21 protein-coding genes and 1 pseudogene are annotated in these 20,359 nt (G+C 43.8%); 4 read left to right on the top strand and 18 right to left on the bottom strand.

The features are described 5' to 3' along the window. Positions 1-9 precede the first annotated feature (9 nt). The 8 genes and pseudogenes from istB to potA all read right to left on the bottom strand — a co-directional run bounded on the left by istB (position 10) and on the right by potA (position 7,340). The gene (gene istB / locus H9L11_RS14730) at positions 10-804 is read right to left on the bottom strand and encodes an IS21-like element helper ATPase IstB (RefSeq protein ID WP_205390738.1); all 795 of its coding nucleotides are present in this window, start codon (positions 802-804) and stop codon (positions 10-12) included. After that, positions 801-1,820 (bottom strand): IS21 family transposase, encoded by a 1,020-nt coding sequence (gene istA, locus H9L11_RS14735; RefSeq protein WP_205390739.1) that lies wholly within the window; start codon positions 1,818-1,820, stop codon positions 801-803. Before istA ends, istB begins: the two co-directional genes overlap by 4 nt. Before the next feature lie 97 nt (positions 1,821-1,917). Further along, positions 1,918-2,079 (bottom strand): annotated as a pseudogene (locus H9L11_RS14740) (IS3 family transposase); the annotation flags it as partial. Positions 2,080-2,192: 113 nt separating this feature from the next. After that, positions 2,193-3,230, bottom strand: a complete 1,038-nt coding sequence (locus tag H9L11_RS14745; protein ID WP_025766646.1) for an extracellular solute-binding protein — start codon at positions 3,228-3,230, stop codon at positions 2,193-2,195. A 249-nt stretch (positions 3,231-3,479) separates the two neighbouring features. Further along, on the bottom strand, positions 3,480-4,511 hold the full coding sequence (locus tag H9L11_RS14750; protein WP_017634902.1) for an extracellular solute-binding protein: 1,032 nt from the start codon (positions 4,509-4,511) through the stop codon (positions 3,480-3,482). A gap of 102 nt (positions 4,512-4,613) precedes the next feature. Next, on the bottom strand, positions 4,614-5,384 hold the full coding sequence (potC, locus tag H9L11_RS14755; protein ID WP_005389180.1) for a spermidine/putrescine ABC transporter permease PotC: 771 nt from the start codon (positions 5,382-5,384) through the stop codon (positions 4,614-4,616). After that, positions 5,384-6,244, bottom strand: coding sequence for a spermidine/putrescine ABC transporter permease PotB (gene potB / locus H9L11_RS14760; RefSeq protein WP_005377512.1), 861 nt, complete (start codon positions 6,242-6,244; stop codon positions 5,384-5,386). The genes potC and potB overlap by 1 nt, the downstream gene beginning before the upstream one ends. Next, the gene (potA, locus tag H9L11_RS14765) at positions 6,225-7,340 is read right to left on the bottom strand and encodes a spermidine/putrescine ABC transporter ATP-binding protein PotA (protein ID WP_017634901.1); all 1,116 of its coding nucleotides are present in this window, start codon (positions 7,338-7,340) and stop codon (positions 6,225-6,227) included. Before potA ends, potB begins: the two co-directional genes overlap by 20 nt. A gap of 400 nt (positions 7,341-7,740) precedes the next feature. Here potA and H9L11_RS14770 point away from each other — a divergent pair, with 400 nt between their 5' ends. From H9L11_RS14770 to ttcA, 4 genes are all read left to right on the top strand, one after another. Further along, positions 7,741-8,538, top strand: a complete 798-nt coding sequence (locus tag H9L11_RS14770; protein WP_005389175.1) for a hypothetical protein — start codon at positions 7,741-7,743, stop codon at positions 8,536-8,538. Then, positions 8,531-9,367, top strand: coding sequence for a glucosaminidase domain-containing protein (locus H9L11_RS14775; protein WP_025766642.1), 837 nt, complete (start codon positions 8,531-8,533; stop codon positions 9,365-9,367). The genes H9L11_RS14770 and H9L11_RS14775 overlap by 8 nt, the downstream gene beginning before the upstream one ends. Before the next feature lie 13 nt (positions 9,368-9,380). Continuing rightward, positions 9,381-10,043: a DUF2987 domain-containing protein gene (locus H9L11_RS14780; protein ID WP_025766641.1), complete on the top strand. Its 663-nt coding sequence runs from the start codon at positions 9,381-9,383 to the stop codon at positions 10,041-10,043. A gap of 199 nt (positions 10,044-10,242) precedes the next feature. Beyond that, on the top strand, positions 10,243-11,136 hold the full coding sequence (ttcA, locus tag H9L11_RS14785; protein WP_005377502.1) for a tRNA 2-thiocytidine(32) synthetase TtcA: 894 nt from the start codon (positions 10,243-10,245) through the stop codon (positions 11,134-11,136). A 140-nt stretch (positions 11,137-11,276) separates the two neighbouring features. On the opposite strand, the gene uspE is transcribed toward ttcA, so the two are convergent. The 10 genes from uspE to ccoN all read right to left on the bottom strand — a co-directional run bounded on the left by uspE (position 11,277) and on the right by ccoN (position 20,278). Continuing rightward, positions 11,277-12,224 (bottom strand): universal stress protein UspE, encoded by a 948-nt coding sequence (gene uspE / locus H9L11_RS14790; protein WP_005377500.1) that lies wholly within the window; start codon positions 12,222-12,224, stop codon positions 11,277-11,279. A gap of 180 nt (positions 12,225-12,404) precedes the next feature. Continuing rightward, a complete protein-coding gene (locus tag H9L11_RS14795; protein ID WP_005377497.1) occupies positions 12,405-13,151 on the bottom strand; it encodes an FNR family transcription factor in 747 nt (248 codons plus the stop codon). 90 nt (positions 13,152-13,241) lie between these two features. Then, positions 13,242-13,922 carry a sulfite exporter TauE/SafE family protein gene (locus tag H9L11_RS14800; protein WP_033905304.1) on the bottom strand — a complete coding sequence of 227 codons (681 nt, stop codon included), beginning with the start codon at positions 13,920-13,922 and terminating at the stop codon, positions 13,242-13,244. An 8-nt stretch (positions 13,923-13,930) separates the two neighbouring features. Further along, entirely contained in the window at positions 13,931-14,095 is a 165-nt protein-coding gene (ccoS, locus tag H9L11_RS14805; protein WP_005377493.1) for a cbb3-type cytochrome oxidase assembly protein CcoS, read from the bottom strand. A gap of 15 nt (positions 14,096-14,110) precedes the next feature. Beyond that, positions 14,111-16,474, bottom strand: a complete 2,364-nt coding sequence (locus H9L11_RS14810; protein WP_033905305.1) for a heavy metal translocating P-type ATPase metal-binding domain-containing protein — start codon at positions 16,472-16,474, stop codon at positions 14,111-14,113. A 4-nt stretch (positions 16,475-16,478) separates the two neighbouring features. Continuing rightward, complete coding sequence (locus H9L11_RS14815) at positions 16,479-16,955, bottom strand: FixH family protein (RefSeq protein WP_005377489.1); 477 nt, start codon at positions 16,953-16,955, stop codon at positions 16,479-16,481. 105 nt (positions 16,956-17,060) lie between these two features. Further along, the gene (gene ccoP, locus H9L11_RS14820; protein ID WP_205390883.1) at positions 17,061-18,035 is read right to left on the bottom strand and encodes a cytochrome-c oxidase, cbb3-type subunit III; all 975 of its coding nucleotides are present in this window, start codon (positions 18,033-18,035) and stop codon (positions 17,061-17,063) included. Continuing rightward, positions 18,035-18,208, bottom strand: a complete 174-nt coding sequence (locus tag H9L11_RS14825; RefSeq protein ID WP_005377485.1) for a CcoQ/FixQ family Cbb3-type cytochrome c oxidase assembly chaperone — start codon at positions 18,206-18,208, stop codon at positions 18,035-18,037. The genes ccoP and H9L11_RS14825 overlap by 1 nt, the downstream gene beginning before the upstream one ends. Positions 18,209-18,217: 9 nt before the next feature. Continuing rightward, positions 18,218-18,838: a cytochrome-c oxidase, cbb3-type subunit II gene (ccoO, locus tag H9L11_RS14830; RefSeq protein WP_005377475.1), complete on the bottom strand. Its 621-nt coding sequence runs from the start codon at positions 18,836-18,838 to the stop codon at positions 18,218-18,220. A 12-nt stretch (positions 18,839-18,850) separates the two neighbouring features. After that, positions 18,851-20,278 (bottom strand): cytochrome-c oxidase, cbb3-type subunit I, encoded by a 1,428-nt coding sequence (gene ccoN / locus H9L11_RS14835; RefSeq protein WP_033905306.1) that lies wholly within the window; start codon positions 20,276-20,278, stop codon positions 18,851-18,853. Positions 20,279-20,359: the final 81 nt, after the last annotated feature.

Here is a 20,359-nt window from a genome sequence, read left to right on the forward strand (position 1 = left end):
CCCATGTAATTAACTTCTACTTTCAGATAGGTTTTCCAGAACCGTTGGTATGGTTCCAGCCGCCTTCTTTCCTTTTAATCGATAGCTTTCACCGCTGATTTGTACGATGTGCGAGTGATGAAGAAGCCTATCGAGTAAAGCTGCCGTCAAGGTCGTATCGTCGGCGAACGCATTTGACCATTGGGAGAACGGCAGATTACTAGTCACGATAATGCTGCCTTGCTCATAACGCTTGGCGATGACATTGAAGAACAAGTTCGCTTCCTCTCTGCCGAACGGTAGATACCCGATTTCATCGACGATAAGGAGCTTTGGAGCGAGAACACTGCGTCTCAAGTAGCTTTCAAGTTTACCTTGAGCTTTCGCAGTGGAGAGTTGAAGCATCAAGTCTGCTGCCGTGATGAACCTTGTCTTTAAACCCTTTTGAACCGCTATGTGACCCAAGCTTACCGCAAGGTGACTTTTGCCAACGCCACTTGGCCCAAGTAGCACCACGTTTTCCTTTCGCTCGATGAAGGCCAACCCTGTTAGCTCTTTGAGCTGCTTTCTCGGAGCGCCTGTTGCGAACTTGAAGTCGTAGTCATCGAACGTTTTTTTCATTGGAAAGCTGGCGAACTTAGTCAGTGTGGCTCTTGTGCGTTCCGCTCGTGCTTCCAACTCTGCGTTCAGAAGTGACTCTAAGTAATCGGCTAGACTTAGTTCACGATGGTTGGCGGCTTCTGCTAATCTCGGCCATTCCTGACCGATAGCTTGTAGCTTCAGCGCTGCACAGGCAGCTTCAATGCGATTCATTTGAAGGTTCATGGTCGCACCTCCAACAGTGCATCATACGTTGATAGTGGGTGCTGGAAGCTCTCCAGCGGCACCACATTATCACTCATTGTTAGGGTTGTGACTGGGCGCGTTGGCGATGGGAGTAGCTGAAGTATAAAGCGCTCTTCATCTAAGAGAACTTGAGGCTTTGCACCTGTCGTTCTATGAGTTCGTTGATGAGCGACGGTTTCTAGCCATGCGCCGATATGCCCATTAAGAACATCGACGGTGATTTTAAGACCGTGCTGCTTGAGTGTCGCCGCAAGCGGAGTGACGAAGCTATTCTTCAAGTAAGAGTTAAAGCGCTCCACTTTCCCTTTGGTCTTTGCGCGATATGGACGACAGGCTCTTGGTTTAAAACTGTATTTCTTGGCGGCGGTGAGCAGTGCTGGATTCCAGCGGTGTTCACCTTCACCATAAGCATCACGCTCTATCATGATGGCTTTCGCATTATCGAACAGAACTTCTTTAGGGACGCCGCCGAAGTATTCAAACGCTTCTTCAAGACCTTGTATCCAGTCTTCTTGGCGCTCTCGTTCACTAAAGCGAACGAAGGTCGCTCTGCTATAACCAAGCGTTGCCACGAAGGCTTTAACACGTACACCGTAATGGGTGATGGTCGTAAAGTCGACTTGCATCTGCTCACCTGGCAATGTCTCGAATCGAACGACAGGGTCGATTGGCGTACTCGGTTTGTACTGCCTGATGTGCTCTTTGAGCATCGTTATACCGCCTTCGTAACCGAGAGATTTCAGCTCACGTAGTAAGACAGTTGCGGGTATCCAATAAGGCTTTGCGGCTTCAATGCGGGTGCGCAAGTAGTCATGGTAAGGCTGCAGTTTGGTTGGTCGAGATTGCCGCTCGGGATACACAGGCGCTTTGCTTTTATCTCGAAGATAAGTGCGAACTGTATTCCTTGAGATACCCAGATCCTTTGCGATGCGGCGGATGCTTCGCCCTTGCTGATGTAAAACGTGTATTTCCACTAGTTGCTCCTGATTGATCATAATCCGCCGTTTTGTCCATTTACGAACGGATAGTTTGCCTCAGGTGGGCCAATTTTAAATCGGCGTTAGTGGGTCATTTTTACATCGGCGCTGACAGACCATGCTTACGAAGCCAAACCAAAACCGTAGAGCAACCTTGGATGCCATACTTCTCTTGGGCTTGTTTGTAAGTGAGGCTTCCTTTTTCAACCTCATCAACTACAGTGAGTTTAAAAGCGAGGGAGTAATCGCGCTGAGTTCTTTTAGTTGTTGATTTCATAACACTCTCCAATTTTGGGGGTAGAAAGTGTCAACCTTATTTAGGACGGCACAGTCATTAAGAACAAAAAAGCGGCTCATGAGCCGCTTTTTCATATCTTTAAAACTAACGAATTAGTTGTTCACTTTTAGCTTTTGGAAGTACTCATCGTACATTACGCTCGCTTCGCCAACTTCATCTTGCCAAGTACCGCTGTCCATCACTTCTTGTGGTGGGAAGATGCTTGGATCATTAGCAAATTCTTTCGGTAGCAGATCGTGTGCCGTTTTAACTGGCGTAGGATAACCAATCTCTAGTGCAATCTTAGCTGCGTTCTCAGGACGTAGTAGGAAATCGATCATCTTATGAGCTGCGTCAACGTTCTTCGCACCAGCTGGAATTGCTAGGCTGTCCATCCAGAAGATAGTGCCTTTTTCTGGCCAGATGATGTCGATGTTCGCACCTTCTTGACGAGCCATGTATGCAGAACCGTTCCAAAGCATGCCTAGTGAAACTTCACCCGCAAGGTAAGGGTTTGCAGGAAAGTCTGAGTTAAATACTAATACGTTTGGCATTAGCTTTTTCAGTTCTTCGTAAGCGGCTTTGATTTCTTCTGGGTTAGTCGTGTTTGGTGAGTAACCAAGCTTAGTCAATGCAATGTGGAATACTTCGCGAGAATCATCCATCAGCATTAGTTGACCTTCCCACTTACTATCCCAAAAATCATCCCACTTAGTAACCGATGATTTGTCTAGCATGTCAGCATTGATACCAATACCGGTCGCACCCCAAATGTATGGGATAGAGTAGTTGTTGTTCGGATCGAACGGTTTGTTTAGGAAGTTAGTATCAAGATCGGCAAAATGAGATAATTTCTCTTTGTCGATCTGTTGTAGCATGCCTTCTTTACGCATTTTAGAGACGAAATAGGTAGACGGTACTACCAAGTCGTAACCAGAACCTTGAGTTTTTAGTTTTGCGTACATACTCTCGTTAGATTCGTATGTAGAGTAAATAACTTTGATTCCGGTTTCTTTTGTAAAGTCTTCAAGAACTTCGTTTGGAATGTATTCCGACCAGTTGTAGAAATACAGTTCTTGATCAGCAGCCATTGCAGGGGTAGCGATGAGCGTCGCTGCACATAGAGCGCTTGCGTAGAATTTACTTTTCATTTGTTTTCCGTTTTGTTTCGCGATTGGACAAGTCAATACTAGCTGGAGTTATCGAGTTGAGCCAAATCGCAGTAAGCACAAATATGTTCATTTAGCTTGAATATCGTTGTCTCCTTGTTATGAGACGATAAATCTATGATACCAAGACAAATAAACCTAGCAACGCGCGATTATATCAGCCTAAGACAAAAATAGGCAGCGTATTGCTGCCTATTTTCCTATGGTTGATGACTTGTTACACAAGCTAGATTATTGTCCCGCTTTCAGCTTGAGGAAATAATCTTCGTACTTAACGGTTAGATCACCAACCGCATCTTGCCATTCAACACGGTCAAGGTCTTCTTGAGAAGGGAACAGTGGGGCAACGTCTTTAAACTTAGCATTCGATTCTTCCACCGCCGTTAGGTAGCCAGTATCACGAGAGATTTGCTCTGCGATTTCTGGGCGCAGTAGGAAGTCAATCATCTTGTGAGCGGCTTCTACGTTCTTCGCACCGGAAGAGATAGCGAAGTTATCAACCCAGCCGATACCGCCTTCTTTAGGAAAAACGAGTTTAAGGTTCAGGCCTTCACTTTGTGCCGCTGCGGCGCTACCGTTCCAAAGCATACCAACGCCCACTTCACCAGACATGTAAGGTGCGCCAGGGTTGTCAGAGTTGAAAACTAAAACGTTAGGCATCAACTTTTGTAGCTCAGCGTACGCTTCATCGATTTGCTTAGGGTCTTTTGAGTTACCTGAGTAGCCAAGTTTACGCAGAGCGATATGGAACACTTCACGAGTGTCGTCCATCAACATTACTTGACCTTCAAGCTCAGGCTTCCATAGGTCAGCCCAGCTTTGGAAGTCGTTTGGATCGTACATATCTGCGTTAACCGCTAGGCCTGTAATCGCAACAACGTGTGGGATAGAGTAGTCGTTACTTGGATCGTAAGGCTTGTCTAGGTAGTTTTTATCTAGGTTGCCGAAGTTTTTCAGCTTAGTCTTATCGATCTTTTGTAGCATGCCTTCGTCACGCATCTTCGCCACGAAGTACGTTGAAGGTACTACTAGGTCATAACCTTGGTTATGAGTTTTTAGCTTTGCATACAAAGTTTCGTTCGACTCGTAAGTCGAGTAGATCACTTTGATGCCAGTTTCTTTAGTAAATTGCTCTAGGATATTACTGTTGATGTAAGGACCCCAGTTCATAAATACTAGTTCTTTATCATCCGCTGTCGCTGTACCAGAGAACAGAGAAAGCGCACATGCACTACCAGCTAATAGAGTAGCCCATTTTTTCATTGACGTTAGCTCCAAACCAAACGTTGTCCAATTTTGGACGATAGATAGAAAAACAGAATGGCATGTAACCATTCTGTTTCGTGATGTTAACAGGTGCGGATTCTACTTCACTTTTTCTCTTGCTAGCAACTGAGAAATTACTACCAAGACCAAAGAAACAATCAACATCACCGTTGCTAGGGCGTTAACTTCCGGTGAAATGCCCACCTTAACCATTGAGTAAATCTTCAATGGCAAGATTTCGTATGTTGGACCCGTTACAAACGAGCTGATGATCACATCGTCCAAAGACAAGGTAAAGCTCAATAGCCAACCTGCGGCAACCGCTGGTTTAGCGAGAGGAAGGATTATCTGTTTCAAGATAACCCACTCGCTTGCACCAAGGTCTTTTGCTGCTTCCAACATTTTCACATCAAAGCCATTTAAGCGGCTGTATACAGTTACCACAACGAATGGTAGACAAAAGGTGATGTGAGCAATCAATAGTGTAAAGAAGCCAAGCTGTGCGCCTAATACTAGGAACAGAGCAAGTAATGAAATCGCCATTACAATATCGGGAGACATCATCACGACAAACAGCATGCCGTTTACCGCACCTTTACCTTTGAACGAGTAACGGAATAGGGCAACGGCCGTTAAGCTACCAATGATGGTTGCTGCTGTCGCTGAGAATACCGCTACGTTCAATGAATGCCATGCAGCTTGCATTAGGCTGTCGTTATTTACTAAGGTTTCGTACCATTTCGTGGTGAAACCACCCCATTTCATACCAAATTTGTTGGCATTAAATGAGTTAACAATTAAGACGATGATTGGCAGATACAAAAATGCATACACCAGCGCCATAAAGCTAAATCTAACTGTGCGTCCCATTAGTCTAGCTCCACTTTCTTATTCAATAGTTTGCCTGCTCTGTAGTAAGCGTAAAGCATCACAGCCATTGCGAAGGTGAGGGCGATACTGGTCGCAGCACCAAATGGCCAGTCACGAGCGTTCAATACTTGGCTCTTAATAACGTTACCAATCAGTAGGTTCTTCGCACCACCAAGAAGGTCAGAGATGTAGAACATACCTAGTGCTGGTAGCAGAACCAACAAACAACCACCGATAATGCCAGGCATTGTAAGAGGTAGAATCACTTTCGTAATGGTTTGGAACTTGTTCGCACCAAGATCTTTCGCCGCCTCGATATAAGTGTTGTCCAACTTCTCGATTGCCGAGTAAAGCGGCAGAATCATAAATGGAAGCAGGATGTACACAAGACCAATCATTACTGCTGTTTCGGTGTACATAATACGTAATGGCTTATCGATGATTTCCATCGCCATTAATGATTTGTTCAAAATACCTTGTGTACCCAGAACAATCTTCAGGCCGTAAGTACGGATAAGAGAGTTTGTCCAAAAAGGTACGATAACTAAGAACAACATGAATGGGCGCCATTTCTCTGGCATTTTCGCTATGATGTAAGCAAATGGGTAACCAATTACTAAACACAACAACGTCGCCACAATCGCCATGTAGAACGAGTGCATCAGCACTTTCGCATACAAGGGATCGAGTAGACGTAAGTAGTTGTCGAAAGTAAATGTCATTTCGATTAAGTTTGCTTCATCACGCGTTAAGAAACTCGTACCGATAATCATCACATTTGGTACCAACACGAAAAGTGTTAACCAACCGACGATTAAGGTAATGATCGCGTTTTGAAGATTAATCTTCTTGCTTATCATTGAGGACTACCTCCCAACTCTCAACCCAAGTGATAGCGACTTTCTGGCCAAGTGAGTGGTCCACATCAGGATCATCTTCGTTAAAGAATTCGCTAACCATTACACGCATGCCTGAATCCAATTGGATAACGGAATCAAGCGTCATACCTTTATAGGTACGCTCTGTTACGTGACCTACGATGCCTTTTTCTTCAGACTCTTTGATCTCTTCGATACGTAAGTCTTCTGGGCGAAGTAGTACTTGCAGTTTTTCACCTGCTTGCGCTTCCTGATCGTAGTAAACAACAGACTCGACACCTTCGATTTCTGCACGGATACGTTTCTCGTCGATACGCTCTAGCATGGTTGCGTTGAATACGTTGATCTCACCGATAAAGCGAGCAACAAATAGGTTCTTCGGCTCTTCGTAAATCTCACGTGGAGAACCATCCTGCTCGATAACACCGTCGCGCATAACAATAATGCGGTCAGACATCGATAGGGCCTCTTCCTGATCGTGCGTAACGAAGATAAAGGTAATACCAAGTTGACGCTGAAGCTGTTTAAGCTCGATTTGCATTTGCTTACGCAGTTTGTAATCAAGTGCAGATAGAGATTCATCTAGCAGCAGTACTTTTGGTTTGTTAACAACCGCACGCGCAATGGCGATACGTTGTTGCTGACCGCCAGAAAGCTGATGAGGCTTACGCTGAGCCATTTTTTCTAGGCGCACCATGCGTAGCGCTTCCATTACTCGTGGTTCAATGTCCGCAGTAGGCGTTTTCTGCATACGAAGACCAAAAGCGACATTCTCATATACGGTCATGTGTGGAAACAATGCGTAACTTTGAAATACCGTGTTGACGTGCCTTTGCTCTGCAGGAACCTGTGTTACATCCTGGTCATCCAAAATAATTTGACCGTTATCTGCCGTTTCAAAACCTGCAATCATGCGTAAAACTGTTGTCTTACCACAACCAGAAGGCCCGAGAATCGTCAGAAATTCACCATGATTAACATCCAGATTTAAATTACCGATGATTTCCTTACCATCGAAACTTTTACTAATACCAGATAAACGAATAACTGGCTTTCCTGCTTGCGGTTTTGCGTTCAACGTCTGTATTTCCCCCACGTTCAAGCCGGGATTATCCCAGCTGATGTGACACTAACCATTCACTTTTGAGGCGCGCATCATAATCACCAAAAGTGTGAAATTAAAGCATTTTCTTATCTTGAAACAGAAATAATTTTGCAGGAAAAAGCCATCATTCCTTACCATACTGTTTTTATGAGATTAATTGGCATCTAGACACAGTTTGATAGCACTAAACTTTGTTCAACAATTGTTTCAATTTCATGACCTTGAAAGTGGTTAATTATCAACCATACAGTTGAGATTGCAAGGATTGTAGGTGAGTTGTGATGTTAGATGTGGAAAGATTTCTTTATAATGACGATTACATTAATTGACTGGAATTCCAGTCAAAATTTTACAAGTTAGTCTTGGATAAACTATGAACGACGATTTTGAGAAAGATTTCAATCTTGGGGGGAGTGTAGAGCGAGCTTTGTCTGGCAACTACGAGCTTAAAGCTGGCGCGGTTTTTAACGAAGCTTGGCGAGCAACCATCCAGCACTTTTTATCATTTTCTCCTGCCATTATTGTATTGCTTTTTGTCCAGTTAGGTATTTTCTATATTGCATTAAAACTGCAGTTGGGCGATTTGAGCGTTATTCTTGATGCATTTGAGAACCCAGAGTCGTTCACAAACGATATTGTGTCTTCTATTTATGTCGCGAATTTCAGTTATGAGGTGATTAGCGCACCAATTTATGCGGGGATCAGCTTGATGGCTATGAGCCATGTCGCTGGCCTGAAGACTAAGTTGCGCCATGTTGGAAAGGGGTTGCAGTTCACCATTCCTGTTATTCTAGCAACGCTCATGAGCTTAATGCTACAAGGTGTGGTTGGTATGATTTTTCCTTTACTGTCGCTGTATCTTTCCTTGGCATTTAGTCACTCTATTTTGTTGATTTGTGAGAAAAGGGTGCCACCAATGCAAGCGTTGCTGTTATCACTTCGCGCAATCAACAAGAAGATTTTTGTGGTCGCGGGGCTTTACTTAGGCGTGATGTTAATGTTTATTATTGCAGCAATGTTCTACGGTATTGGCTTGATTTTTGTGCTGCCATTCTTCTTCCATTTGAAAGGCATACTCTACCGCGAAATGTTTGGAATTAAGCTTAAGATCGTTACAACACAGAAAAACGATAATGATCACGATGGTAACTCACAGGTGTTTGATGCCTAATTCTTTGAAATCAATAAGTTTACGAGTGGCGGCAACCTGTATAGCCGCCACTTTCATTTCTATAGGCCCATATTTACACTACGAGAAACAGTTTAAATATGTGGAAAATCCTGACGTACTCTCTGGCAAGATTAAGCATGTCGATTTATCACACTTGCCATACATCGGTGATATCCCAGACTTCAATTCAATAAAAGATACGAAAGAGAAAAAAGCTGCTTTTTTTGATTTTTTAAGGCCTAAAATTGCTCTTGAGAATCAACGAATTCGTCATGAGCGGGCCTTTCTTACCTCTTTAAAGGTGGGACAAGTGACGCAAGAACAACAAGAGTATGCTCAGCGGTTATCATCTCTGTATTCGTTGCCCTTGAGTAACGATAAGATTGATCAAACGTGGCTAGATGAGATGCTTGTGCGAGTGAACGTCTTACCTGAAGCCTTGGTTCTAACTCAAGCGGCAAATGAATCTGCGTGGGGCACTTCTCGTTTTGCTACTCAAGCAAACAACTTGTTCGGCCAATGGTGTTATAAAAAGGGCTGTGGAATTGTTCCAGCGCAACGTGGCGCTAACAAAGTTCATGAAGTTGAAAAATTCGATTCTGTACAACAGTCTGTTCATGGCTACTTTATGAACGTTAATCGAAACCCAGCGTATGCAGACCTGCGTGAAATCAGAACATCTCTGGCTGAAAAGAACAAGGGCTTGTTAACGGTCGCAACCGCGTCAGAGTTAACGCATGGGTTGCTAGCCTATTCTGAACGTGGCATCGCCTATGTACACGATCTTCGCGCTATGATTCGTCATAACAACGCCTACTGGACGCAATAAAATAACGGATAAAATGAAAAAGTTAAGCCTAAGTCTGTTGGGAAGTGCGGCGCTAATTCTTGCATCGCCGATAACCCAAGCTCAAGAGTACATGTTCACGTACTCAAAGTTATATACTCAACTAAAAAACAACAATAAAGAAGGGCATGACGATGTGAAAGTTGGTGTCTTTTTTGTGGACGCAAAAACTAAACAAATTTGTATGATAGAAAAAGCTTGGATGGAAAAAGAAGAGCACTATGAAGAGTTTGTTATCCCTGCTTCACAAGAGTTGCCTTTACCTGTTGATAAAAACTTAAAGTCAGCGAATCCGTTGGTTTTTGTCGATACCCCAAAAGATACACGTTGCGATTACTCACTTGTCGTGATGACCAAAGAACCATTACAGGGTAACGTTTCTTACGACCAACTTAAGCCTCTTCTACCTCAAATGCAGACGATGCTGGAAGATTTAGGCGGTATGTTTGCGGGTTGGTTTACACCGGAGGTTCAAGGTGTGACGATGGAGTTTGCAAATCAACTGAATGATAAAGTGATTTTCTCAAACGGAACCGAAAAGCCAATTGTCAATGGCAAGATACAAGTCGCACTAAGTGAAATAGGGCAAGGTGGCACAATGACACTACCAGAACCGACGATGCGAGTGTTACCTTATCTACCTAACGCAAAGAAATGAACACTGAACGTTTAGAAAGGGCTGCAATCGCAGCTCTTTTTTCATTTGTGACCGTAACTAAAGTATCTTTCACACTCTTTTCTTAAAGACTCAATAAGACAAGCATTTAATCCTGTGTAAAAAGCTCGTATAATCCACGCCCCAAAGAAACCCATGTTAGGAAGTCCTAGTCGATTTATCGGCGATGTGAGAGCCCGCAATGAACCAAATAGATACAAGAAAAGAAACCCTAGAATTCAACAAGCTTCAGAAACGCCTGAGAAGACATGTTGGAAATGCCATTACTGATTACAACATGATCGAAGAAGGCGATGTTGTGATGGCATGTATTAGCGGTGGTAAAGATTCATTCGCGATGCTTGATATCCTGTTGAATCTTCAAAAAGCTGCGCCAATCAAATTTGAAGTGGTTGCAGTAAACCTAGACCAAAAACAACCGGGCTTCCCTGAGCACATTCTGCCAGAGTATTTCGAAACACTGAATATCCCTTACTATATTGTCGATAAGGACACGTATTCCGTCGTAAAAGAGAAGGTACCAGAAGGCAAAACCACTTGTGGTCTTTGTTCACGCCTGCGACGTGGTACGCTGTATTCATTTGCAGAGAAGATTGGTGCAACTAAGCTTGCGCTAGGTCATCACATGGATGACATCGTCGAAACAATGTTCTTGAATATGTTCCACGGCTCTCGCCTTAAAGCGATGCCACCAAAGCTACGCTCTGATGATGGCCGTAACGTGGTCATTCGTCCATTGACTTACTGTCGTGAAAAAGATTTGATCAAATACGCTGAGCACAAGGATTTCCCAATAATTCCGTGTAACCTTTGTGGCTCTCAAGAGAACCTTCAGCGTCAATCTATAAAAGCAATGTTGATTGAATGGGATAAGAAGACGCCAGGGCGTGTGGAAGCAATTTTTAAATCAATTCAAAACGTAAGCCCAAGCCAACTAGCAGACCGCGAATTGTTCGACTTTGTTAACTTACCGCTAGATCGTGAAGGTAACCGCGAAGAGTATGAATTTAATGAGGCTGTCGTTTCTTCGACGAATATTGATGAATCGATGTTCATCGATGTTACGAACATCTAACTCGTAAAAAAGGAGGTCAATTAGACCTCCTTTTTTGTACCCAACGCTTTAACTGTTCCCAAACAAAAATCCCCCTGTATTCGGGGGATTTATTAGCGCTTATTTGAAAGCGCTCAATACATAGCAATACTAAAGAGAGATTAGGTTGCTGTATTTGGGTCGAGAGGGCTAATGTAGCCTTTTGGTTTTAGAGCCAACACGTCGCAATTTATTTTATCAATTACGTGCTCCGCTGTATTACCAATAAAGACAGCAGAAAGCCCTGTTCGCCCTGTGGTACCTAAAATAACCATTGCTGCGTTCAAGCGCTCTGCAGCTGCTGGAATGACATCTTCAGGTAAACCTTGCTCAACTATCGTTTGTTCTTCATCAAGACCATGTTTTTGGCGTAGTGCTTTCATAGCCGTTAAATGATGACCTCGCACTGCATCGGTATAAGTCGTTGGGTCAAATTCAGGAAGTTCAATCGTAATATTCGCCGGTGTAACGGGATAGGCGTTTACAAGATATGGCTTGGCCTCAAGCCGAGTGGTGATTTCTTTTAATCGCTCGACCATCGTATCGTTGAGATCAATATGAGTCGGGTTTTCTGAGCCCACATGTACTGAGGCAAGGATACTTGCTTGTTCCGGCCAAGCAGCATTCTTGATAAGAAGCACTGGAATAGGGCATTTTCGCAACAAGTGCCAATCTGTCGGTGTGAAAATGACAGACTCTAAAACATCATGCTTACGTGTGCCTTTGATGACTAGGTCATGATTGCCTGCATAGACTTCAGCAATAATCGCCTCATAAGGGCGGTTGTGCCAGACAACACAAACATCAAAGTCGAAGCCATCGTTTAGGTATGGTTGAGCAATTTTACGCATCCACTGCTCACGCTGATGAATGACACCTCGACGCATAGCATCTCTTTCATCCACTGATAGCATTGACGTCATGTCATACGAGAAATCGTAAATGGATAAAAAGAAAGTGATTCGGCTTCTAGATACACTTTTCTGAGCTAATTGAACAGCTCTTGCAAGTGCGGGCTGCTCATCATTATTGATGTCAGCTACAACAAGGATCTTACTGTATATACTCATAACTAAGCCCACTTCTATTGCAAAACCAGATACTGAATGTAAATTAAATCAGTATTTTGGAGTACTCACCGTACATTTTTACTGTAGCTTAGTTTGGAGAACTTTTTGAGGACTTTCGAAAGGAATTTATGAGAAATATGATGTAGCTCATTTTCGAGCTACATCAATAATTAGGGTGTATTATTCTTTAGTTACACCAGCAAGTTCCATCAATGCATCGTGGTCTAAGATAGTGATATATTTACCTTTTACGCTTAGGATCTCAGATTTCTGGAAACGACCTAACAAACGACTGATCGTTTCGACTGTAAGACCAAGGTAGTTGCCAATATCACCACGAGTCATAGTTAAACGAAACTCTCTAGGGCTGAAGCCACGCTGAGAAAAACGCGTTGATAGGTTGTAAAGGAAAGCAGCTAGTCGCTCTTCTGCGTTCTTTTTAGAAAGAAGCAAAATCATTTCCTGATCACCTTTAATTTCGTTACTCATCAAACGCATGATTTGCTGGCGAAGCTTAGGCATTTTACCCGATAGATCGTCTAAAATTTCGTATGGGATTTCACATACCATCGACGTTTCGAGTGCTTGAGCAAAGCTAGGGTGGGAGTCACCAGTGATAGCATCGAAACCGACTAAGTCTCCAGCTAAGTGAAACGCTGTGATTTGCTCATCACCTTGCTCTGTGATCGTATAGCTCTTGATGGTACCAGAGCGGATAGCGTATAGCGATTTTAGCTCATCACCGGCCTTAAAAAGCTCTTGTCCTTTTTGAATAGGCTTCTTACGTTCGATGATTTGGTCAAGCTGGTCAAGTTCTGCCTCATTTAGAGTGAACGGGATACACAGTTGACTAATGCTACAATCTTGGCAATGAATGGCGCAACCGCCTGATTGGATACGCTTTGTTGCAGGTTTTTCAGAAATCATAACAACCTTTCACTATTTGATATACATCAATATTTTAGCATCGCTTAATCCTAAAGGGTAGCAAAAATGTCACCTCAATAGAGTTTAACGTTATATGAAACCGAGTAATGCTAAGGCTCCTACAGCGGTATACGTACCATAGCCAATAAGGATTAATGCTGAAATATTTCTAAATATTAATGATTTTTGTAATTTCTGAAAATGATTGGCACCGTATCCAATAATAAGCATTGCAGGTAGCGTTCCGAGCCCAAACGCAAGCATAATTAGGCCGCCGTTCATCGCACTACCAGAAACCGCCGACCAAGTAAGCGCTGAATAAACTAAACCACATGGTAACCAACCCCAAATAAAGCCAAATGGCAACGCGTGAAGAGGATGCTTTAATGGCAACAAACTCTTCCCTGCCGGCGAGATAAAGCGCCAGAGATACTGCCCTAGCTTTTCTATTAAAAGTAAGCCTTGCCACCATTTAGCAATATACAGCGCGACCAGAATCATGAATAACGCAGCAATCAGCCTTAACCAAGCAAGAGAATGCGTTAACCCACTAAGCTCAGATAAACCTGATATAGCACCACCCACTAATGCTCCTATTAAGGTATAACTGATCAATCGTCCGAGGTTGTAGAAGAGGGGGATAAGAGGGGTGGTTTTATTTTTAGCAGAAGAGCCCATGGTAAGCAGAGACGCGATACCACCACACATACCCATACAATGACCGGCTCCTACTAAGCCGATCATCAACGCACCGATAAAATCAGGAGTCATAAAGGTCGCTACTTTTTATCACTATTAGATTGGTCTTCTTCGTCGAGAAGAATGTTGTGCCCTTGCCGTTCAAGATCTTCAAACTGATCGCTTCTTACCGCCCAAAGAAAAACGGCGACAGCAACACAAACGAGAACGATAGCGATGGGAATCAATATATAAAGACTTTCCATGTTTGCTTTCTCTACTTATTTCTCTTTGAGCAGGCGCAAAGAGTTAGATACAACGATAATTGAGCTTGCAGACATGCCAACTACTGCAATGTAGGGAGCCACTAAACCTGCGACCGCCAAAGGCAAAATTAACAGGTTGTAACCCAAAGACCAAGCCAAGTTTTCTCGAATAATCTTTCTTGTACGCAGTGCAAGCAAACGTGCTTCTAGTAGCTTTTCGAGATTATCCCCAAGTAACGTCATATCTGCAGAAGCTTTAGCGACATCTGTACCACCGCCCATTGCGACAGAAAGGTGAGCTCCGGCGAGAGTCGGCGCGTCATTGATTCCATCACCAACCATCATAGTGATACTGTTTTCGTCCAAGCTCTTAAGGTATGCAAGCTTATCTTCTGGCTTTGCTGACGCGACGATGTGACCGATACCAATTTCATTCGCCACTGGTTGGGCGTTTGAGAGAGAATCACCAGTTAGCAGGGTTGTCTTAATTCCAGCGTCAGCAAAACGTTGAATAAAGGCTTTGCTTTCTTTTCGGATAGGGTCGCGGTAGTAAAAGCTAGCGACATGCTTGCCATCAACCGACAGATAGACCGCCTGGCTTTCACCACTTTCTTTGCCTTGAACAAAAGCCGCACTGCCTATCTTAACGATTTTGCCATTCCATATCCCTTCAATCCCTGACCCAATCACGTTTTGCACATCAGACACGATAAAGTCATCATTGGTGAAAGTTGCAAAAGAACGAGCGATAGGGTGGTTTGCATGAGCCTCTAAAGCTGCAGCTAGTGATAGACAATCTTTCTGTGGGAGATCACTAAGTACCTTTGTTTCACAGATCTCAATATCACCTTTCGTTAGAGTGCCTGTTTTATCTACAACTAAGTGGTTGATCTTACATAATGTCTCAAACACATGGCCTTTACGAAGTAAAATGCCAAAATTACCCATTCTAGAGGTAGCACAAGTGAGTGCGGTCGGTGTGGCCAGAGATAGCGCACATGGACACGTAGCGACTAACACAGACAGCATGATCCAAAACGCATCATCTGGTTTTGTTTGATGCCAGTAAAACCAAGTACCAGCAGAGATGATAAGAATCACACCAACAAAGTAACGGGCGACAATGTCTGCAATTTCCGCAATTTTAGGTTTGGAGTGTTGAGCTTCATCTTGTAAACGCACGATGTTAGAAATCATTGAATCGGCCTTTGAGCTTACTACCTCAAGTTCAAATGATTCGTCTCCGTTTAGCGTTCCCGCATAAACAATATCGCCTTCTCGTTTCACAACGTGCACTGACTCACCCGTTAGCATGGATTCATCAATATGAATACGGCCTGAAATAACTTTACCGTCAGCGGGGATATGTTCACCAGGTAGAACGCGGATACGATCGCCAACTTTTAGCGTCTTCACGGGTATCTGATCACCGTCCAGCGTTGTAGCAATTGCCGGAATCAACTTAAGAAGGTTACCACTCGCTGCAGCAGCTTTGCGACGAGCGCGCATCTCTAAGAATCGACCTACTAACAAAAAGAAGGTAAACATCGAGATAGATTCAAAGAAGACTTCGCCTTGTTCAGTTACTGTTGCAACTAAACTTGCAACATAGGCAAAGATCAACGCGATAGAAACCGGGACATCCATACCAAGGGTTCGGCCTTTGATACTGCGCCATGCGTTTAAGTAAAATGGAAGAGCGGAATAAAGCAAAACAGGAGTAGCAAAAATCAAACTTACCCAACGAAAGTAACTTTTAAACTCTGGCTCTAAATCACCAAAGACTTCGAGATACAGTGCAACGGCGAGCATCATGACCTGCATGGTTGCTAAACCTGCAATACCTAGCCGATATAGATATTGCTTCATCATTCGATGGTAAGAAGCTTCTTGCTTATCTGCTTCAAAAGGTGCAGCTTTGTAACCAAGTTTATGTATAACGGAAAGGAGCTCGCTTAACCGTACCTGAGTTTTATCCCAGGCTAGTAACGCTCGATTGGTGGTTGTATTAACACGGATAGATACCAACCCGGCCGTATTAGAAACTTGCTTTTCGATTAACCACGCACAAGCGGCACATGAAACGCCTTCCAAAGAAAGGGTTACTTCAGAAACATTTTCGCGATTTCGTACGAATTCAGATTGTACATCCGCATTGTCATAATGAATTAAAGCTTGGAGTTGCTCTGGTACTAGATCTGCCTTTTCTGCAGGCGCAGTGCGGTATTGGTAATATGATACAAGACCACTATCGACAATAGTCTGCGCCACAGTTTCGCAGCCCGGACAACACATGTCGCGAATTTCACCCAATATTTCTACTTTGAAATCCGTGTTGGCTGGTACATCTTCACCGCAGTGATAACAGGATTTACACATATGCTTACTTCATTAACGGTGTTGAAGAGGCAGGAAACTCAACTTTACCTTGGATCATCCATTGCTTGTCGTGTGGTTGTAGTTCAACAAACCATGGTCCTTGAATAGATTCCTCAGCTTTTAGTCGGTAATTACCAGATGCATCCGCTGTTACAAGCTTTGTGAAGTCACGATCAGGAAGAGTACGATGAGTGAAAGTGGCCGTTAGAGCAGGGTAATGAGGTAGCTTCCCTTTAGCGAAAACAATCACAACATTGTTATTTTCAGAGGAAATCTCAGCGTTAAGACCTAGGTCACGAGCGACATTCATTTTACTAATGTCGATATTAATACCTTTGCCTTTTTTATAGTAATCCTCGGCGACTAAAGAAACAGAGTTGTTCGAGAAAACGACCACAGTAATCACAGTCCAAACTACGACAGTAAGAGGAAGGATGATTAGGAACCACGGCCAAAATTGTTTATACCAAGGCTTTACCATAAAAAAGTTCTCAACAGCTAAATGAAAAAATGTAAGGCGTTAAATTTAAAGGAAAGACAGCCCCTATGAAAGGGGCTGTTATTGCTATGTTACGTAATATCTCAGTTACTTACTCTCTGAGTTACTTAAACTCCAGACATATGAGGCAACGAGCTGAACTTTATCTTCACCCAAAATGTCTTTCCACGCAGGCATTACGCCTGAGCGTCCGTTCATTACGGTTTCTGTTACAGCTGCACGAGAGTCACCAAATAACCAGTCTTGGTCTGTAAGGTCAGGCGCACCGACTGCAGGGTTACCCTTACCATCGGTACCATGACAAGCAGCACACACTACGAAGCGTGCTTTACCTGCCGCGGCTTCACGAGCATTTACTTTACGACCAGATAAACTAAGTGTGTAACTTACAACTTCTTGAACACCTTGCTCACCAAGGGCATCTTTCCATGCTGGCATTTGACCAATACGGCCGTGCATGATGGTTGTAACGATCGCTGCTGGCTCGCCACCATATAGCCATGCATCATCAGTCAGGTTAGGGAAGCCTTTCTGACCACGTGCATCAGAGCCATGGCATTGAGAACAGTTTTGCAAAAACAAACGCTGACCAACTTTTAATGCTTCAGGATCTTGCGCAATTTCAGGAATTGGGCGTAGACCACTGTCATTGTGCGCAAGTTTACGGAATGCTTCGCCGAAGTAAGCGTCGGCATCATCCAGTTCTTTTGCATATTGGTTTAGTTGCTTGTTCTCTTGTGCTGCAGCGATGGCTTCTTTTGACTCTTCTAGTGAGCGAACGGTTTGAGCCGAACTCTGCCAGTTTAAAAAGCCCTTGAAGCTACCTAGACCTGGGAATAGGGCAAGGTAAACTGCTACGAACACAAATGTGCTTACAAACAGGTAAGTCCACCACTTTGGTAGAGGGTTGTTTAGCTCGCGAATACCATCGTACTCGTGGCCCATGTCTTCCCCTTCCTCGACGCCCATTTTATCTTTAGCGCACCAAGTCAGGAGAATCGCACAGCCTACTAGCGTACCGACAGTAATCACGATAATCCAGAGACTCCAGAATGTAGTCATTACTTCTTCACTCCTTGGTTATTAGGGGTCTTTTGTTCTTCGTCAGCAAACACCAAGTTGGCATCTTCTTCAAAGCGTGCTTTACGCTTTTTACTAAATGCCCACCATACGATGCCAATAAAACTAGCGAAGAGTACAACGGTATAAATACTATGAATTGTACCGAAATCCATATGATCCCCTTACTTCATTGCATGACCAAGAGACTGAAGGTAAGCGATGATTGCATCCATCTCTGTTTTACCTTCTACTTCTTTAGCCGAATTCGCGATCTCTTCATCAGTGTATGGAACGCCGAACTGATCACGAAATAGCTCAAGTTTCTTCTGAGTTAGCTTACCGTCTAAAACGTTTTCAGCTAGCCACGGGAAACCTGGCATGTTTGACTCAGGTACAAGCTCACGAGGATCTAACAGGTGAACACGGTGCCATTCGTCAGAATAACGACCACCAACACGAGCTAAATCCGGGCCTGTACGCTTAGAGCCCCAAAGGAATGGGTGTTCCCAAACACTCTCACCAGCAACAGAGTAGTGACCGTAACGTTCAGTCTCTGAGCGGAAAGGACGAACCATCTGGCTGTGACAGACGTTACAACCTTCACGGATGTAGATATCACGGCCTTCCATCTCCAAAGGAGTGTAAGCGCGCAGATTTTCTACAGGTTCAGTCGTTTGCTTTTGGAAAATCAGAGGAGTGATCTCTACAAGAGCACCCCAACTGATAGCAAACACGATAAAAATAGCCAACAAACCGACATTACGTTCTAAGATTTCATGGCGATTATTAGAATTATTACTCATTCTTAAATCTCCTTATGCCGGATGTGGGATAGCTTTTAGGCTTTCTTTAGGTGCACTTACCGTTTTGTACGTGTTGTATGCCATTAGGAACATACCAGATAGGAAGATAAATCCGCCTAGGAAACGTACAAAGTAGAACGGATAAGACGCTTCTACAGATTCAACAAAACTGTAAGTTAGCGTACCGTCAGAGTTAACCGCGCGCCACATAAGACCTTGCATTACACCAGAGATCCACATCGCAACGATGTAAAGAACGGTACCGATTGTTGCTAGCCAGAAATGCACATTAACTAGACCAACAGAGTACATACGCTCTTGGCCAAATAGGCGAGGTACCAAGTGATATACAGAGCCGATAGAAACCATCGCAACCCAACCTAACGCACCAGAGTGAACGTGACCAATGGTCCAGTCTGTGTAGTGAGAAAGTGCGTTAACCGTCTTAATCGACATCATCGGGCCTTCAAAGGTAGACATACCGTAGAACGACAGTGAAACGATTAGGAAACGTAGGATAGGGTCATAACGAAGCTTATGCCATGCACCAGATAACGTCATAATACCGTTGATCATACCACCCCAAGAAGGAGCAAATAGAACCAGCGACATAACCATACCTAGAGACTGAGTCCAGTCTGGTAGCGCTGTATAATGAAGGTGGTGAGGGCCTGCCCAAATATATAGAGAAATAAGTGCCCAGAAGTGAACGATAGATAGACGGTAAGAATAAACAGGACGTTCAGCTTGTTTAGGAACGAAGTAGTACATCATACCTAGGAAACCAGCGGTCAGTAGGAAACCTACCGCATTGTGTCCATACCACCACTGAACCATCGCATCCACTGCGCCCGAGTAAATCGAGTAAGATTTACCAAGTGACACAGGAATAGCCATGCTGTTCACGATGTGAAGTACTGCTACTGTGATAATAAAGGCACCGAAGAACCAGTTTGCCACATAAATATGTGACGTGTTTCGCTTCACTAGTGTGCCGAAGAACACCACCGCATATGATACCCATATTAGCGCAATTGCGATATCAATAGGCCATTCTAGCTCAGCATACTCTTTACCCGATGTTAAACCGAGAGGCAAAGTAATGGCTGCTGCCAGGATGATTGCTTGCCAACCCCAAAAGGTGAAGGCAACGAGTGGGCCACCAAAAAGACGTGTTTGACATGTGCGCTGTACAACATAATAAGACGTTGCGAACAGAGCACTGGTACCAAACGCAAAAATTACCGCATTAGTATGCAGTGGACGTAAGCGACTGTACGTCAACCACGGCGTATCAAAGTTTAGCTGTGGCCAAACTAATTGAGCGGCAATCAAAACACCAACAGCCATACCAACTATGCCCCATAAAATGGTCACAAGGGTAAATTGGCGAACGACTGTATAGTTGTAGTTTTGTTCAAGCTGCTTTACTTGGCTCATTTGCATGCTTCCAATTTCTAATTAACTACACTTTTACTTCCAACACGACTTGCGTCGTAACACCACCCAAGTAAACTCTAG

Source organism: Vibrio sp. sp1 (genome assembly GCF_016920955.1).
GTDB classification, from domain to species: Bacteria; Pseudomonadota; Gammaproteobacteria; order Enterobacterales; family Vibrionaceae; genus Vibrio; species Vibrio alginolyticus.